Here is a 16,520-nt window from a genome sequence, read left to right on the forward strand (position 1 = left end):
CAGGTCGGCGTACACGCCCGGCTCCCCCACCAGCTCGGCGTGCGGGCCGCGCTGCACCAGGCGGCCCGCGTCGAAGACCAGGACCTCGTCGGCGTTCTCCGCCGTCGACAGGCGGTGCGCGATCGAGACGGCCGTACGGCCCCGCGTCACGCCCTCCAGCGCCCGCGCCAGCCGTACCTCCGTGGCCGGGTCCACCGCCGAGGTGGCCTCGTCGAGCAGGAGCAGGTCGGGGTCGGCCAGGTACGCCCGCGCCAGGGCGACGAGCTGCCGCTCACCCGCGGAGAGGGACTCGCCGCGCTGGCCCACGGGGGTGTCCAGCCCGGCGGGCAGGCCCTCCAGCCAGTCGGCCAGGCCCAGCTCGGTCATCGCGAGCCGGATCTCCTCGGCGGTGGCCGACGGCTTGCCGTAGCGGACGTTCTCCTCCAGCGTCCCGTCGAACAGGAAGCCGTCCTGCGGCACCATGACGATCCGCTCGCGCAGCGAGGAGAAGCGGACGTCGCGCAGGTCGTGGCCGTCCACCGTGACGCGGCCCGCGGCCGGGTCCATGAGGCGGGTCAGGAGCTTGGCGAACGTGGTCTTGCCCGACCCCGTCTCCCCCACCACCGCGACCCGCGAGCGCGGCGGGATGTCCACCGTGACCTCGCGCAGCACGGGCGCGCCGCCGGGATAGGAGAAGTGCACGTTCTCGAAGGCGACCGAGATGGGGCCGCGGGGCAGCGTCACGCCCTGGTCGCCGGGGTCGGCCACGTCGGCCGGCGTGTCGAGCACGCCCAGGATGCGGCGCCAGCCGGCGACGGCGTTCTGGGCCTCGTTCAGCACCTCGGTGGCCGTCTGCAGCGGCGAGACGAACAGCGTGACCAGGAACAGGAACGCCACCAGCTGCCCCTGCGTGATGTCGCCCGACAGGCCGAGCCGCACGCCGAGCAGCACGATCGCGCCGATGGCGACGGCGGCCACGATCTCGGTCAGGGGGAAGACGAAGCCGACGATGGTCTGCGCCCTGACCTGGGCGCGGCGGTTGGCGTTCACGGCGGTGTCGATGCGCTCGGCGGTGCGGCGCTCGGAGGCGTACGCCCTGATGACGGTGGCCCCGACGACGGACTCGCTGACCGCCGCCAGCATGTCGCCGGTGCGCTCGCGCACGATCGTGTACGCCCGCGACAGCAGCCGCTGGAAGCGCGGCAGCGCGATCATCAGCGGGATGAAGCACGCCCAGACGAGCAGGGTGAGCTGCCAGGAGTAGACGAACATGAGCACGGTCGCCACGAACAGCTGCCCGAACGCCACGATGATCATCAGCCCGCCCCACTGCATGAACGCGCTGATCTGGTCGATGTCGTTGGTGACGCGCGAGACCAGGGAGCCGCGCCGCTCGGTGTTCTGGGTGAGCACCGACAGGTCGTGCACGTGGCGGAAGCCGCGCACGCGCAGGGTCGCCAGGGACGACTCGGTGGCCTTGTAGAGGCGGACGTTCATGACGTACGCGGCCAGGGCCGTGAGCAGCACCGCGGCCGCGCAGATAAGAACAGCCTTGGTGATGTACGGAATGTCCGGCGAGCCGCCCTTGAGCCCCGTGTCGATCGTCTGCTGGACCGCGATCGGCACGATGATCTTGCCGATGGTCGCGATGACGGCCAGCGCCAGCGTGCCCGCCAGCCCCTTGCGGAACTCGGGCGTGAGCGAGAGCCCATGCCGGATCGTGGCCAGCGCGGAACGTTCAGAGTTGCCCTGGATGCTCTGCGCCGTCATGCGCTGACCCCTTCTTCCTCTTCTGCCTGCAGGTCGATGGCGGCGCGCTCGGCTTCCTCGCGCTCGTAGGCGGTCACCAGGTTGCGGTAGCCCTCGCAGCGCTCCAGCAGCTCCTCGTGCGAGCCCCGGTCCACGACCCGGCCGTGGTCGAGGAAGACCACCTCGTCGGCCAGGGCGATCGTGGCCATCCGGTAGGCGACGACCACGACGGTCGAGGACTCGGCCGCGTCCCGCAGCCCGTACAGGATCCTGGCCTCGACCTGCGGGTCCACGCTGGAGGTGGCATCATCGAGGATGAGCAGGCGGGGCCGGCGCACGACCGCGCGGGCCAGCGCGAGGCGCTGGCGCTGGCCGCCGGACAGCGTCGCGCCGCGCTCGCCGACCCGCGTGTCGAGCCCGTCGGCGAGCCTGGCCACGAACCCGTCGGCCTGGGCCAGCCGCAGGGCGGCCCACACGTCCTCGTCGCCCGCCTCCAGCCCGAGCGCGATGTTGCCGCGCACGCTGTCGTCGAACAGGAACGTCTGCTGCGGCACCAGCGCCACCGACTCGGCGATGCCGCCGTAGGCCAGCTCGCGCAGGTCCACGCCGTCGAGCAGCACCTGTCCCGTGCCGGGGTCCACGAGCCGCACGAGCAGCTGCACGAGCGTGGACTTGCCCGAGCCGGTGGGCCCGACCAGCGCGACGGTGCGGCCGGCGGGCACGTCGAAGGTGACGTCGTGGAGCACCTGGGCCTCGCCGTAGGCGTACGAGACGCCGGAGATCTCCAGAGCGGCGGGGGTGGAGGCGGTCGTGGCGGCCACGCCGCCGTACTCCATGGAGCCGGTGGCCTCCAGCACGGCCTGCACCCGCTGCCAGCCGACGACGCTGCGCGGCAGCTCGGCCAGCACCCAGCCGAGCGCCCTGATCGGGAAGGACAGCAGCGTGAACAGGTACGCCACCTGCACCAGGTCGCCGGAGTCGATCGCACCGGCGGACAGCCGCGCCGCGCCGACGGCGAGCACGGCGAGCACGCCGATCGTGGGCAGCGCCTCCAGCAGCGGGTCGAACAGCCCGCGCACGCGCCCGACCGCGATGTTGGCATCGCGCAGCTCGTGGGCGCGCCGCCGGAACCGGTCGGTCTCCAGCTCCTCCCGGCCGAGCGTCTTGACGACGAGCGCGCCGTCGAAGCTCTCGTGCGCGATCTCGCTGACCTCGGCGCGCAGCTGCTGCGCGCGGGTGGCCAGCGGGCTGAGCTTGCGCTGATAAATCAGGTTAAGTACGGCGATCGCCGGAAAAATCAAGAAACCCACCAGCGCGAGCACGAGATCCGTGAACAGCATCGCGATCGCCGCGGTGAACAGCATGACGATCACGCCCACGGCCATCGGCAGCGGCGCGAGCGGCGCCCAGGCGGCCTCGGCGTCGGCGCTGGCGTTCGACAGGAGCTGCCCGGTCGGGTGCCGGTGGTGCCAGGACAGTGGCAGCCTCAGGTACTGCTTGGTGACGTCCCTGCGCGACCTGGCCTGCATGCGGTACTGCATGACCCCCGCCAGGATGCGGCGCCCGGCCACGCCGACCGCCTTGAGCAGCGCCGTCCCGACGATGAGGAGCACTCCCGTCCAGAGCGCCCCCGAAGCGATGCGGCCCGACCCGAAGGCCGGCAGCACCACGTTCTGCGTCGCCCAGCCCAGCGCCCAGGCGGACGCGACGGTCATGCCGCCGTAGACCGCGCTGGCCAGCACCGCCAGCGCGAACACCGCTTTCTCCGTCTGAATGGCCACCCCAAGGACACGCAGCCCTTGACGCATCACGGCCGAGGTGACCTTGGTCGCCACGCGGCACGTTCCCCTTCCAATCCGACATATCTGCCTAAGTCACTATCACTCCAGATATGCACGTTATTCCCACCGGTAGGGTTGACCACGTGACGTACGCTCGCGACGAACGCTCCGCGCTCTGCGACCTGTTCGACCGCCTCGGTCCCGACGCCCCCACGCTCTGCACGGGCTGGACCACCTACGACCTGGCCGCCCACCTCGCGCTGCGCGAGCGCAGGCCCGACGCGATGGGCGGCATCGCGCTCAAGCCCCTCGCCGGCTACACCACCTCGGTGCAGAACGGCCTCAAGGCCAAGCACCCCTTCCCCGAGCTGGTCGGCCTGGTGCGCGAGCCGGGCGGCGTCTACGGGCTGCTGCCCTTCCTCGACGACGCCGTCAACACGCTGGAGTTCTTCGTCCACCACGAGGACGTCCGCCGCGCCCAGCCGTCATGGGAGCCCCGCGAGCTGTCCGACGACCTCGAACGGCTCATCTGGAAGCGGGTCGCCGGCGGGGCCCGGCTGATGCTGCGCAAGGCGCCGGTGGGCGTGGTGCTGCACCGGCTCGGCGGCGGCGTGGCGCTCGGCGGCCCCCGCGGAGGCGCGCGCGTCGAGGTCACCGGCCGGGCGGCCGAGCTGCTCATGTTCTGCTTCGGACGGCAGCGGCACACCAGGGTTGAGCTGACCGGCGACCCGGAGGACGTCGAACGACTGCGCGGCGCCTCCCTCGGCGTCTGAGCGATCCGGACGGCCTATCACGGAAATCCCGGTGAACAAGGGGTTCACGCCAGACCTTCTGCGCTTACCATTGGCTCTGTAAGGAAGCCCCCCGGTTAGGATCATGTACATCTTCACAGAAGATGCCGATGATCGCCCAGATCCGGGTATATACGGCTGGGAATGGACTGCAGGAGGCCCCCATGCAGGTCAAGAAGGTGATCACCTACGTGGCTGTCGCGTTCGTGGTGTTCTACCTGTTCACCAAGCCGACCCAGGCTGCGGCGGCGGTCAACGGAGTGTTTGAAGGAATCCTTCACGGAGCAGACCAATTGGCTGTGTTCTTCACAAATGTTCTGACCTGACGCGAGGCTTCTGTCTGCGCCAGATGCTTCCCCGCGCTGCCGGATCGTGTTACGCAGGCAGGATGAGAGATCGCCCGAGCGGCACAAAGATCAATCAGCTCGATCCCAACGCGCGGCGGATCCTCGAGCGAACCGAGCTCGAGGGAATCGAGCTGATCCGTTTTCTGTACGCCGACCACGGTGGCGTGATCCGGGGCAAGGCCGCGTCCCGGTCGAGGTTGGCGGAACGGCTCAGCACGGGCATCGGGCACACGGTGGCCATGATGGCGATGAACATGCTCGACCAGCTCCAGGAGGTCGAGCACATGGGTCCGGTGGGCGAGGTACGCATTGTCCCCGACCCGGCCACCTACGTCCCGTTGCCCCATGCGCCGGGCGCGGCGGCGATGCTGTCCGACCTGCGCCTGCCGGACGGCTCGCCGTGGGGGGCCTGCGCGCGCACCTTCCTCAAGGAGGCCATCGCCGAGCTCGCCACCGAGGGCTACACGCTGGTCGCGGCGTTCGAGCCGGAGTTCACGCTCGGCCGCCGCCTGCCCGACCCGGCCGGCGGCCCCGACCGGCTGGTCCCGCTCGACGACTCGCTGTGCTACGCGAACGCCGGGTTCGACACGGCCCACGACTACACGATCAAGCTCATCCACGCCCTGGAGACGCAGGGGCTGCGGGTCGAGCACTACCATCCCGAGCTGGGGCCCGGCCAGCAGGAGCTGTCCGTGCGCCACGCGCCCGCGCTGCGCGCCGCCGACAACCACGTCCTCTACCGCGAGACCGTGCGCGGCACGGCGATGCGCATGCAAATGTGGGCCACGCTGGCCCCCAAGCCGCTGGCCGACCAGGCGGGCAACGGCGCGCACCTGCACCTGTCCCTGTGGAGCGACAACCGTAACGTCTTCGCCGAGGACGGCGAGGTGCGCGACGGGTTCATCGGCGGCCTGATGGCCCACCTGCCCGGCCTGACGGCGCTCACGTGCGGGAGCGTCAACAGCTTCCGGCGGCTGGCGCCCCGCACCTGGGCGAGCGCGTACGCCGTCCACGGACCCGACAACCGCGAGGCCGCGGTCCGCGTGTGCTCCCCCCTCGGCGAGAGCGGCGAGCCCAACCTGGAGCTCAAGCCTTCCGACTCCTCCGCCAACCCCTACCTGGCGCTCGGGGCCGTCATCCACGCCGGCCTGGACGGCATCCGGCGCAAGCTGGACCCGGGGCCCGCCGTGGACGTGGACCCGGACACCCGGCCCGGCCAGTACACCCGCCTGCCGGCGTCGCTGGACGAGGCGCTGGACGCGCTGGAGGCCGACGAGGTGCTCATGGAGGCGCTGGGGCCGCTGCGGCGCAGCGCGTACCTGGCGGTCAAGCGCTCGGAGGCGGCGGCGTTCGCCGCGAAGGACGTCGCGTACGAGCTGTTCCACCACCTGCGGGTCTTCTGACGGACGCGCGCAGGCGGGCCTCGCGACCCGCCCGCACGCGGTGACACCCGCCCCGGCGGGCTAGCGGACCGGGTGGCCCGCCATCCGGAGCGTGTCCTTGACCTCGGAGATCTTGAGCGTGCCGAAGTGGAACACCGACGCCGCGAGCACGGCGTCGGCGCCCGCCGCCACCGCCGGAGGGAAGTCCTCCAGCCGGCCGGCGCCGCCACTGGCGATCACCGGCACCCGCACCGCGGCGCGGACCGCGCGCAGCATCTCCAGGTCGTAGCCGTCGAGCGTGCCGTCACCGTCCATCGAGTTGAGCAGGATCTCCCCCACTCCGAGCTCCTCGCCGCGGGCCGCCCACTCCACCGCGTCGATCCCGGTGCCGCGGCGACCGCCGTGCGTGGTCACCTCGAACCCGCTGGGGGTGCCGGGCGCGCGGCGGGCGTCCACGGACAGCACGACGCACTGGGCGCCGAACCGCCGGGACGCCTCCGTGAGCAGCTCGGGCCTGGCGATGGCCGCCGTGTTGAGCGACACCTTGTCGGCCCCGGCCCGCAGCAGGCGGTTGACGTCCTCCACCGAACGCACGCCGCCGCCGACGGTGAGCGGGATGAACACCTGCTCGGCGGTCCTGCGCACCACGTCGAGCATGGTCTCCCGCTCGCCGGACGACGCGGTGATGTCGAGGAAGGTCAGCTCGTCGGCGCCCTCCTCGTCATAGCGCCTGGCCAGCTCGACCGGGTCGCCCGCGTCGCGGAGGTTCTCGAAGTTGACGCCCTTGACCACGCGGCCGGCGTCCACGTCGAGACAGGGGATGACTCTTACGGCTACGGTCATGCTCGGTGTGCCTCGATTTCGATCTCGACCAGCATTCTCGGGTCGACCAGCCCGGCCACCCTCACTCCGGTGCAGGCGGGGCGCACCTTGCCGAAGACCTCGCCGATGGCCTGCCCGACGAGGTCGAAGTGACGCTGCTCCACCACATAGTAACGGACCATGACCACGTCCTCGCTGGTCAGACCGCCCATCAGGACGGCCTCCAGCGCGATGTCGATCGCGGTCAGGCTCTGTCTGTAGGCGTCGCCGACATGGCGCACCTCTCCGTCGACCGTGGCGGTGCAGCCGGACACGATCACCCGGTCACCCGCCACGACGGCACGGGCATAGCCGTACCGCTCCTCCCAGATACCGCCGGAAAACACCCTGCGACCGGTGCTTTCCATACCAAAGATGCTGACGCTCATCTCGCCCCCTCCCGGCAAGAGCTACACACGTACTGCGGCTAGCGCGTTTTCCAGTGTGAACGCATGAGCGTAGAGGGCCTTGCCCACGATGGCGCCCTCCAGCCCGTCGGGGACGAGGGACGCGAGCGCGACCAGGTCGTCGATGGAGGAGACGCCGCCGCTGGCCACGACCGGCCGGCCGGTGCGGGCCAGGATCCGGCGGTAGAGGTCGAGGTTGGGGCCCTTCAGCATGCCGTCCTTGGTCACGTCGGTGACGACGTAACGGGGGCAGCCGTCGGCCTCGAGGCGGTCGAGGACCTCCCACAGGTCACCGGCGTCCTCGGTCCAGCCGCGGGCGGCCAGCGTGGTGCCGCGCACGTCGAGCCCGACCGCGATCTTGTCGCCGTGCTCGGCGATGACCTTCCGGCACCACTCGGGATTCTCCAGGGCGGCGGTGCCGATGTTGACCCGGCGGCAGCCGGTGGCCAGCGCGGCGGCCAGGGAGTCGTCGTCGCGGATGCCGCCGGACAGCTCCACGTTCACGTCGAGCCGGCCGATGACGTCGGCGAGCAGCTCCCGGTTGGTGCCCCGGCCGAACGCGGCGTCCAGGTCGACCAGATGGATCCACTCGGCGCCCGCCTCCTGCCAGGCCAGCGCGGCGGCCAGCGGCTCGCCGTAACCGGTCTCGGTCCCGGCCTCGCCCTGCACCAGGCGTACGGCCTGGCCGTCGACGACGTCCACGGCGGGCAGCAATACGAGCGACATTCAGATCCTCCGGTCGAAAGCGAGGGTCACGACAACGGGTACCAGCAGCAGGGAGAAGACCAGGACGGCGAGGCTGAGCGGGAGCGAGCCCCACACCAGCCACACGATGGCCTGGACGAACAGGAAGCCCAGCGCGACCACGATGTTCTGGGCGCGGTGGCGGCGGGCGATCAGGCCGCCCTGGCGGTAGAACCGCACCGGGCGCGGGGTCAGCCGGGCCAGGAGGGCGCGGCGGCGGGCCCGGCGCGCCTGCCGCTCCTCGTTGGCCCGGATCGCGCGCGCCCGCTCCGCCTCCCGCTCGGCCCTGCGGCGCGCGCGTTCCTTGCTCATGAGAGCCTGGATCGGGTGATCGGCGCGCTCACAGCGTGCCGAGCCAGTTCTTCAGCAGCACGGCTCCGGCGTCGCCGGACTTCTCGGGGTGGAACTGGGTGGCCTTGAGCGGGCCGTTCTCGACGGCGGCCACGAACGGGACGCCGTGCTCGGCCCAGGTGACCAGCGGCTCGGCGAACCCCTCGCCGGCGTGCAGCTCCCACTCGCGCACCCCGTACGAGTGCACGAAGTAGAAGCGGGTCGCGGCGTCGAGCCCGGCGAACAGCACGCTGTCGGCGGGCGCCTTGACCGTGTTCCACCCCATGTGGGGCAGCACGGGCGCCTCCAGCCGCTCCACCGTGCCCGGCCACTCGGCGCAGCCCTCGGTCTCCACGCCGTGCTCGACGCCCCGGGCGAACAGGATCTGCATGCCCACGCAGATGCCCAGCACCGGACGCCCGCCGGACAGGCGCCGCCCGATGATCCGCTCGCCGCGCACGCTCTTGAGCCCGGTCATGCACGCCTCGAACGCGCCGACGCCCGGCACCACCAGGCCGTCGGCGTCCATGGCGGCGTCGAAGTCGGACGTGACGGTCACGTCGGCGCCGACCCTGGCCAGCGCCCGCTCGGCCGAGCGCAGGTTGCCCGACCCGTAGTCGAGCACCACGACCTTCTTGCCTACCACCACAGCACCCCCGCCGTGATCGCCATCGCCGCGCCCAGCGCGCAGACGGCCGCACCGATCTTCAGCCCCTGCTTGGCCAGCGAGAACACGCCGCCGATCAGGAACAGCCCGATGAACACCATCGCGATGGCGATGGTGTTCTCGGTCATAGGACGCCCTTGGTGCTCGGCACGCCCGTGGCGCGCGGGTCGAGCTCGGACGCCTCGCGCAGCGCCCTGGCCAGGGCCTTGAACTGGGCCTCCACGATGTGGTGGGCGTTGCGGCCGTAGGGCACGTGGACGTGCAGGCAGATCGCGGCCTGCGCGACGAGCGACTCCAGGATGTGGCGGGTCATCGTCGTGTCGTACTCGGGGCCGATCATCGGCGCCATGCCCTCGGGCTCGGAGTGCACGAGATAGGGGCGTCCGGACAGGTCGACGGTGACCTGGGCGAGCGACTCGTCCAGCGGGCACGACGCGCTGCCGAACCTCCTGATGCCCGACTTGTCGCCCAGCGCCTCGCGGAACGCCGCGCCCAGCGCGAGCGCGGTGTCCTCGATCGTGTGGTGGGAGTCGATGTGCAGGTCGCCCTCGGTCTTGACCGTCAGGTCGAACAGCCCGTGCTTGCCCAGCTGGGCCAGCATGTGGTCGAAGAAGCCGACCCCGGTGGCCACCTCGACCCGGCCGGTGCCGTCGAGGCCGACCTCCACCAGGACCGAGGTCTCCTTCGTAACGCGCTCGACGCGGCCTACGCGACTCACAAGACTCCTTCCAGGGCGGCACGGAAGGCCGCCATCTCCTCACCGGTGCCGATCGACACCCGCAGCCATTGTGGCGGGCCCACCTCGCGGATGAGCACCCCGCGCTCCAGCAGCCCCTCCCACACCTTGCGCCGGTCGGGGAAGCGCCCGAACAGCACGAAGTTGGCGTCGGAGTCGGCCACGGCCAGGCCCTTGGAGCGCAGCCACGCGACCGTGTCGTCGCGCTCGCGCCGCAGCGCGTCGACCGTGCCCAGCAGCTCGGCGCGGTGCCGCAGCGCCACGCGCGCCGCCGTCTGGGTGAGCGTGGACAGGTGGTACGGCAGGCGCACCAGCAGCAGCGCCTCCACCACGGCCGGGTGGGCGGCGAGGTAGCCGAGCCGGGTGCCCGCCATGGCGAACGCCTTGGACATCGTCCTGGTGACGATCAGCCGGGGGTGCTCGGGCAGCAGGGTGAGCGCCGACGGCGTGCCCTCGCGGGCGAACTCGGCGTAGGCCTCGTCGACCACGACCATGCCCCGGGCGCTGGCCAGGACGGCCTCGATGGTCTCGAGCGGCTGGGCGGTGCCTGTCGGGTTGTTGGGCGAGGCCAGGAAGACGATGTCGGGCTGGTGCTCCTCGATCGCCGCCGTCGCCTTGCCGGGGTCGATCGAGAAGTCGTCCTCGCGGCTGGCCGAGATCCACTCGGTGCTGGTGCCGCTGGTGATGATCGGGTGCATCGAGTACGAGGGCTCGAACCCGACGGCCGTGCGGCCGTGGCCGCCGAAGGCCTGCAGGATCTGCTGGAGCACCTCGTTGGAGCCGTTGGCGGCCCACACCTGCTCGGTGGTCAGGCCGTGGCCGAGGTAGCCGGCCAGGTCGGCGCGCAGGGCCGTGGCGTCCCTGTCGGGGTAGCGGTTGAGCTCTCCCGCGCTCTCCCTGACCGCCTCGGCCAGGTCGGCGACCAGCTCGGGCGAGGGTGGGTAGGGGTTTTCGTTGGTGTTGAGCCTGACGGGGACGTCGATCTGGGGCGCGCCGTACGGCGACTTACCCCGGAGGTCGTCTCGGATGGGCAGGTCGTCGAGGTTCACGCGGTCTCCGTGGGAATCTGCCAGTCGAATCGGGCGCGGATCGCGGCGCCGTGGGCCGGAAGGTCCTCAGCGTCCGCCAGGACCGACACGTGGGCCGCCGCGTCGGCGAGAGCGTCGCGGGTGTAGTCGACGACGTGGATGCCGCGCAGGAACGACTGCACCGACAGGCCGCTGGAGTGGCAGGCGCAGCCGCCCGTGGGCAGCACGTGGTTGGACCCGGCGAGGTAGTCGCCGAGCGACACGGGAGCGTACGGACCCACGAAGATGGCCCCGGCGTTCCGGATTCTTCCGGCTATTTCCGCGGCGTTCGCGGTGTGGATCTCCAGGTGCTCGGCGGCGTACGCGTCCACGACCTTGATGCCGTCGTCGATGGAGCCGACCAGCACGATGCCCGACTGCCTGCCGCCCAGCGCCTCGGCGATGCGCTCGGAGTGCCTGGTCGCCGACACCTGGCCCGGCAGCTCCTTCTCGACCGCGTCGGCCAGCTCGACGCTGGTGGTGACCAGCACGGCGGCGGCGATCGGGTCGTGCTCGGCCTGGCTGATCAGGTCGGCGGCCACGTGGACCGGGTCGGCCGTCTCGTCGGCCAGGACGGCGATCTCGGTCGGGCCCGCCTCGGAGTCGATGCCGATGCGTCCCTTGAGCAGCCGCTTGGCCGCCGCCACCCAGATGTTGCCCGGACCGGTCACCATCGTGGCGGGCGGGCACTCCTCCGTGCCGTAGGCGAACATGGCCACCGCCTGCGCCCCGCCCACCGAGTAGACCTCGTCCACGCCGAGCAGCGCGCACGCGGCCAGGATCGTGGGGTGCGGCAGCCCGCCGTACTCCTTCTGCGCCGGGCTGGTCACGGCCAGCGAGCCGACGCCGGCCTCCTGCGCCGGGACGACGTTCATGACCACGCTGGAGGGGTAGACCGCGCGGCCGCCGGGGACGTAGAGGCCCACCCGGTCGACCGGCACCCACCGCTCGGTCACGGTGCCGCCGGGCACGACCTGGGTGGTGACGTCGGTGCGCCGCTGGTCGCGGTGGACCAGCCTGGCCCGCCTGATCGACTCCTCCAGCGCCGCCCTGACCTCGGGGGCGAGCTCGCGCAGGGCCCGGTCGATGGCCTCGGCGGAGACGCGGGTGGAGGCGATCTCGACGCCGTCGAACCTGGCGGTCAGCTCCCGTACGGCTGCCGCCCCGCGATGGCGCACGTCGTCGCAGATCGGCCGCACCTTCTCCAGGGCGGCCTCGACGTCGAGCTCGGCGCGGGGCAGCACGTCGCGCAGGTTCTCCGGAAGAGAACCACGCATGTCAATACGGGAAATCACCATCACAGTCTACGGAGTCCGGCCCCTTAATCAGGTTCTGTCCACCATCCGGGACGGCGTGCCGCCCCTCACCCGGCCGTGCGGAGGGCGGCCGCGGGCGACGCTCGCCGACGTCGCAGCCCGCGGCCGCCACAGCCCCGGACCGGGCCCGCCGGGGCATCGCCGTGGCCGTCGCGGGGGCATGGCCACGGCCGGGAAAGCCGAGAGCCGTCACCCCTGCCCGCCCCGAACCCCCCGATAACGCCGAACGCCCAAAAAGGCGCCAATTTCTCTTTACCCAAAGGTCGAGCACCCATGTCCCGGAAAAGCCATCACCCCGCCCGGCAAGGCCAGGCGCGTACTTTCCCATTACGTGTCCATTCTGTCCGCACCCCTACAGTTACCGGGGTGGGACAGTGGCGAGCCCCCGGCGGCATCCTGGTCGAGGCGATCATCTTGGACGATCGCCCGCTGCTGCGTGTCTCGCACCGGGTCAACGGCACGACGTACCTGCAGGGCTACTGCGCCACCGTCGCCGAGCTCACCGCCCACGGCGTGGACCTGGCCGAGCTCGTCGAGGACACCGCGCTTGACCATCTGTAGACCCCGGCCCGCCACTGTCGATCAGCCCTCCGGGGTACGGCCTGCACCATGGTGCGGCTGCCGGCCTACGCGCCCATGCTGGCGCAGCTCGGCACCCTGACCTCCGTCCAGGGTGCGGACTGGGCCGTGGAGATGAAATGGGACGGCGTGCGCGCCCTCGCCTACCTCCAGGGCGGCGCCGTCCGCCTGATGTCGCGCAACGCCAAGGACATCACCCCCGCCTACCCCGAGCTCCAGCTCATGGCCGGCGCCACCGGCGGGCACCCGGCCGTGATCGACGGGGAGATCGTGGCGTTCGACGAGACCGGGCGGCCCAGCTTCGAGGCGCTGCAGCCCCGGATGCACCAGCGCAACCCGGCGGCGGTGGCCGAACTGGCCAGGTCGGTGCCGGTGACGTTCATGGCGTTCGACATCCTGCACCTCGACGAGGACAGCACCGTCTCCCGCCCCTACAGCGCCCGCAGGGAGCTGCTCGAGACCACGTTCACGCCCGGCTACCGCTGGGAGGTGCCCGTGTGGTTCGCCGACCACGCCGGGCTCGCGTTCGACTCCTCCCGGCAGCTCGGGCTCGAAGGGGTCGTGTGCAAGCGGATGGGCTCGCCGTACCGGCCCGGCCGGCGCAGCAGTGACTGGACGAAGGTCAAGAACGTCCGCACCGCCGAGGTCGTGATCGGCGGCTGGAAGCCGGGGGGCGGGCGGCGTTCGGGGATGATCGGGTCGCTGCTGCTGGGCGCCTACGACCAGCGGGGGCGGCTGCGGTTCGTGGGGCACGTCGGGACCGGGTTCACCGAGGCCATGCTGCGCGACCTGGGCGAACGCCTGGCGTCCCTGGAACGCGCGGACCCGCCGTTCGACGAGCCGGTGCCGCGCGAGCACGCCAGGGACGCGCGCTGGGTGGAGCCGCGCCTGGTCGGGGAGGTGCAGTACGCCGAGGTCACCGGTGACAGCCGCCTGCGCCACCCGTCGTGGCGCGGGCTGCGGCCCGATCGCGAGCCCTCGGAGACCAGTACCGCCGACTTCCTGCCCCCCGGCCGCACCGGCGACGCCGCGGCCGGCTGAGCCCCGGGAAGCTATGGCGACACGGAGCGCCTAACTACGCTTCGTCTGCATTTCGTAACCTAGAGTGATCGAGACGTTGCCGATTTCACTCAAAGGGGACACCGTGCCGAAGGTCCTGGTCACCACGCTCACCACGCTGGCCGGCGTCGCGCTCGCGGTGCCCGCGACCGCCGGGCAGCAGCCCCCCTTGACGCCCGTCCAGGACCGCGCCTGGGGCGCCGCGTCGTCCCCGCTGATGCGCCCCGCCCGCGCCGTGCGCTACTGGACCGCGAGCAAGCAGGCCCAGGCCCACGCCACGGAGCTGCCCAAGAGCCTGAAAGCACGGGCCCAGGGCGTCATGGAGCTGCCGAAGAGCCTGGAGGCGCTGGGTCAGCTGCGCAGCGTGCCGGAGGGCAAACGGATCACCCCGGGCGGGGACGCCAACGGCTACGCCCCCATGCCCCGCCCCTACACCGCCGCCACCCAGAGCCGCGTCACCGGCCGGCTGTTCTACGTCAACTCCAGCGGGCTGGACGACTCCTGCAGCGCGTCCGTCGTGCGCTCGGCGGTCGGGCTGCTCATCGTCACCGCCGCCCACTGCGTGTACAGCGTGCCGCTGGGAGCGTCGGCCGGCCGGTGGCACACGAACTTCGCGTTCGTGCCCGCGTACGACGGGCAGGCCGCCGACGTGCGGGGCCGCGAGCCGTACGGGCGGTGGGGCGCCCGGCGGGCGTGGAAGCCCGACCCCTACACCGGCATGAGCGGCGGCGACTGGAACTCGCACTACGACATCGCCCTCATCGAGGTCGGCAGGAAGAGCCGCACGCTCCAGGACGCCGTCGGCGCCTTCACCCCGATCCGCAACCAGGGCGGCGCGTACACCGTCGCCACGACGGGCTACCCCGGCGTGGCCGGCAGGAAGCCGTACGACGGCCGGGAACAGCTCTGGTGCCTGGCCAAGACCGAGCCGGCCGGCGGTATCGCCGACACCGGCACCCTCTTCGCCTCCCGCATCACCGCCACGTCGGCCGGCGGACGCATGGAGACGCGCAACTGCCACCTGTTCAAGGGCCACAGCGGCGGCCCGTGGCTGCTCAGAGACACCGACGACCTGATGGGCGTGCTGTCGGCGGGCACGGAGGACGGCGGGGCTGACGGCTACTCCGTCGCGAACGCCCTCAACACCGAGAGCTACGGCGCGATCATCAAGCAGGCCGACCCGCAGGGGGTGTACGACGCGCTGTCCATCAGCACCTCCGGCCCGCGCCGCGCGGTCAGGCGCGGCGGCGGCACCGCGAACGTCAGGGCCACCGTGACCATGCGCGGGCTGATGGGCGCCGCCCAGGTGCCCGTCACGTTCAACCTCCCGGCCGGTACGAGCCTGTCCTCGGTGAACGGCGCCTCGTGCAAGCGCTCGGGCAGGCAGGCCACCTGCACCATCGCCGCCATCCACCCCGAGCGCCCGGTCCAGCTCACCGCCCGCGTCCGCGTGACCCGCCGGGCCGCCCGCTACCCGCGCGTCACCGCGCACGTGGACTCGAGCCGCCTCGACACGAACCAGGTCGACAACACCAGCACCGTCGCCCTCTCCACCTACCGCCGCTGACCGGCGCCTCCCGGGCTGCGGGAGGTCAGGCGGCGGGCTCCAGCACCGGCTCCTTCAGCGTCCTGGCCAGCAGCCAGGCCAGGGCCGGGAAGACGATCAGGCACGCCAGCGCCGTCCGCAACGTGGTGGCCTCGGCGAGCGCGCCCACCAGCGGGCTGGCCAGGCCGCCCACGCTCACCGCGAGCCCCAGGGTCACGCCGCCGGCCGTGCCCACCCGGGTGGGCAGGAAGTCCTGGCCCAGCGTCACATGCAGCGAGAACGGCGCATACAGGGCGATCGACGAGGCCGCGACGAAGACGTACGCGACAGGTCCCGGCGCCAGCACCACCCCCGCGACCGCCGGGACCGCCAGCGCGTAGGCCAGGCGCATCGTCCGCATCCGCCCCCACCGGGCCGCCAGCCTGCCACCCAGCACGGTCCCCACCGCCCCGCCCGCGAACAGCACGAACAGCGCCACCGCGCCCGCCGCCCCGCCGCCCATGTAGAGGGCCACGAAGGCGCTCAGCCCGACGTACACGACCGAGCGGAAGACGATCACCAGCGTCAGCCTGACGAACGACGGCCAGTCGTCCCGGCCCGACACCGGGGCCGCGGCCCGCGCCGCCGGCCCTCCCCCGGCCAGCGCCCGGACCGCCGGGAGCGTCGCCACCGCCCCCAGCACCGCCGGCGCGGCCAGGAACGGCGAGGCGCCCAGCCCCCACCCCGCCAGCAACGGCGTCACCAGCACGGGAGCCGACGCGAACCCCAGCGTCCCGCCCAGCGAGAACCAGCTCATCCGCACGTGACTGCCCTCGCTCGCGATCCTGGCCAGCCGCGCGGACTCCGGATGGTAGGCCGCCACGCCGAGGCCGGACAGCGCCACGGCCAGCCAGGTCAGCACGTAGGAGTCCGTCACCCCGCCGAGCGCCACCCCGGTGCCCGCGACGAGCGTGCTCACCGGGATCAGCCACGGCATCCGCCACTTGTCCGTCAGCACCCCGAACACCGGCTGCACGACCGACGACAGCAGCGTCGCGGCCAGCACGATGCCGGACACGGCGACGTACCCGTAGCCACGGCCGGCCACCAGGAAGGGCACGAGCGCGGGGACGGCGCCCTGGTAGAAGTCCACGGCCGCGTGGCCGGCGGCGAGCATGGGGGTCCTGTTCACCCCCCGAT

Annotated in this window: 18 protein-coding genes; 6 read left to right on the top strand and 12 right to left on the bottom strand. The window is 72.1% G+C overall.

The genetic code is table 11. The features are described 5' to 3' along the window. A partial coding sequence (locus tag ACWEPL_RS44670; protein ID WP_452439792.1) for an ABC transporter ATP-binding protein occupies window positions 1-1,749 on the bottom strand: 1,749 nt, incomplete at its 3' end. Next, a complete protein-coding gene (locus tag ACWEPL_RS44675; RefSeq protein ID WP_363965030.1) occupies window positions 1,746-3,536 on the bottom strand; it encodes an ABC transporter ATP-binding protein in 1,791 nt (596 codons plus the stop codon). The genes ACWEPL_RS44670 and ACWEPL_RS44675, both read right to left, overlap by 4 nt. Before the next feature lie 116 nt (window positions 3,537-3,652). Here ACWEPL_RS44675 and ACWEPL_RS44680 point away from each other — a divergent pair, with 116 nt between their 5' ends. The 3 genes from ACWEPL_RS44680 (at window position 3,653) to ACWEPL_RS44690 (ending at window position 6,050) form a co-directional block, all read left to right on the top strand. After that, window positions 3,653-4,282, top strand: a complete 630-nt coding sequence (locus tag ACWEPL_RS44680; RefSeq protein WP_452439794.1) for a TIGR03085 family metal-binding protein — start codon at window positions 3,653-3,655, stop codon at window positions 4,280-4,282. A gap of 128 nt (window positions 4,283-4,410) precedes the next feature. Further along, window positions 4,411-4,626: a hypothetical protein gene (locus ACWEPL_RS44685; RefSeq protein ID WP_185079467.1), complete on the top strand. Its 216-nt coding sequence runs from the start codon at window positions 4,411-4,413 to the stop codon at window positions 4,624-4,626. Between the two features lie 62 nt (window positions 4,627-4,688). After that, on the top strand, window positions 4,689-6,050 hold the full coding sequence (locus ACWEPL_RS44690) for a glutamine synthetase family protein (protein ID WP_363963756.1): 1,362 nt from the start codon (window positions 4,689-4,691) through the stop codon (window positions 6,048-6,050). Between the two features lie 60 nt (window positions 6,051-6,110). On the opposite strand, the gene hisF is transcribed toward ACWEPL_RS44690, so the two are convergent. The 9 genes from hisF to hisD are packed head-to-tail and all read right to left on the bottom strand — an operon-like array spanning window position 6,111 to window position 12,136. Further along, complete coding sequence (gene hisF, locus ACWEPL_RS44695; RefSeq protein ID WP_363963754.1) at window positions 6,111-6,872, bottom strand: imidazole glycerol phosphate synthase subunit HisF; 762 nt, start codon at window positions 6,870-6,872, stop codon at window positions 6,111-6,113. Next, window positions 6,869-7,279 carry a Rid family hydrolase gene (locus ACWEPL_RS44700; RefSeq protein WP_355191788.1) on the bottom strand — a complete coding sequence of 137 codons (411 nt, stop codon included), beginning with the start codon at window positions 7,277-7,279 and terminating at the stop codon, window positions 6,869-6,871. The genes hisF and ACWEPL_RS44700 overlap by 4 nt, the downstream gene beginning before the upstream one ends. A gap of 21 nt (window positions 7,280-7,300) precedes the next feature. Then, window positions 7,301-8,023, bottom strand: a complete 723-nt coding sequence (gene priA, locus ACWEPL_RS44705) for a bifunctional 1-(5-phosphoribosyl)-5-((5-phosphoribosylamino)methylideneamino)imidazole-4-carboxamide isomerase/phosphoribosylanthranilate isomerase PriA (RefSeq protein WP_363963752.1) — start codon at window positions 8,021-8,023, stop codon at window positions 7,301-7,303. After that, window positions 8,024-8,353, bottom strand: a complete 330-nt coding sequence (locus ACWEPL_RS44710) for a hypothetical protein (protein ID WP_192792284.1) — start codon at window positions 8,351-8,353, stop codon at window positions 8,024-8,026. Between the two features lie 28 nt (window positions 8,354-8,381). Continuing rightward, complete coding sequence (hisH, locus tag ACWEPL_RS44715) at window positions 8,382-9,020, bottom strand: imidazole glycerol phosphate synthase subunit HisH (protein WP_350726239.1); 639 nt, start codon at window positions 9,018-9,020, stop codon at window positions 8,382-8,384. After that, the gene (locus ACWEPL_RS44720) at window positions 9,011-9,166 is read right to left on the bottom strand and encodes a hypothetical protein (RefSeq protein ID WP_350726237.1); all 156 of its coding nucleotides are present in this window, start codon (window positions 9,164-9,166) and stop codon (window positions 9,011-9,013) included. Before ACWEPL_RS44720 ends, hisH begins: the two co-directional genes overlap by 10 nt. After that, window positions 9,163-9,756 carry an imidazoleglycerol-phosphate dehydratase HisB gene (gene hisB / locus ACWEPL_RS44725; protein WP_350726235.1) on the bottom strand — a complete coding sequence of 198 codons (594 nt, stop codon included), beginning with the start codon at window positions 9,754-9,756 and terminating at the stop codon, window positions 9,163-9,165. Before hisB ends, ACWEPL_RS44720 begins: the two co-directional genes overlap by 4 nt. After that, window positions 9,753-10,823, bottom strand: a complete 1,071-nt coding sequence (locus ACWEPL_RS44730; RefSeq protein ID WP_363963748.1) for a histidinol-phosphate transaminase — start codon at window positions 10,821-10,823, stop codon at window positions 9,753-9,755. Before ACWEPL_RS44730 ends, hisB begins: the two co-directional genes overlap by 4 nt. Further along, on the bottom strand, window positions 10,820-12,136 hold the full coding sequence (gene hisD, locus ACWEPL_RS44735) for a histidinol dehydrogenase (protein ID WP_363963746.1): 1,317 nt from the start codon (window positions 12,134-12,136) through the stop codon (window positions 10,820-10,822). Before hisD ends, ACWEPL_RS44730 begins: the two co-directional genes overlap by 4 nt. A 387-nt stretch (window positions 12,137-12,523) precedes the next feature. Between hisD and ACWEPL_RS44740 the strand changes: the two genes are divergently transcribed. From ACWEPL_RS44740 to ACWEPL_RS44750, 3 genes are all read left to right on the top strand, one after another. Beyond that, the gene (locus ACWEPL_RS44740) at window positions 12,524-12,718 is read left to right on the top strand and encodes a hypothetical protein (protein ID WP_350726229.1); all 195 of its coding nucleotides are present in this window, start codon (window positions 12,524-12,526) and stop codon (window positions 12,716-12,718) included. Between the two features lie 48 nt (window positions 12,719-12,766). After that, a complete protein-coding gene (gene ligD / locus ACWEPL_RS44745) occupies window positions 12,767-13,777 on the top strand; it encodes a non-homologous end-joining DNA ligase (RefSeq protein ID WP_452439795.1) in 1,011 nt (336 codons plus the stop codon). A 103-nt stretch (window positions 13,778-13,880) separates the two neighbouring features. Then, window positions 13,881-15,362 carry a trypsin-like serine peptidase gene (locus ACWEPL_RS44750; protein ID WP_452439797.1) on the top strand — a complete coding sequence of 494 codons (1,482 nt, stop codon included), beginning with the start codon at window positions 13,881-13,883 and terminating at the stop codon, window positions 15,360-15,362. Window positions 15,363-15,387: 25 nt separating this feature from the next. On the opposite strand, the gene ACWEPL_RS44755 is transcribed toward ACWEPL_RS44750, so the two are convergent. Further along, window positions 15,388-16,512 carry an MFS transporter gene (locus ACWEPL_RS44755; RefSeq protein ID WP_452439798.1) on the bottom strand — a complete coding sequence of 375 codons (1,125 nt, stop codon included), beginning with the start codon at window positions 16,510-16,512 and terminating at the stop codon, window positions 15,388-15,390. Window positions 16,513-16,520 lie beyond the last annotated feature (8 nt).

The sequence above is a fragment of the Nonomuraea sp. NPDC004186 genome (assembly GCF_053603495.1).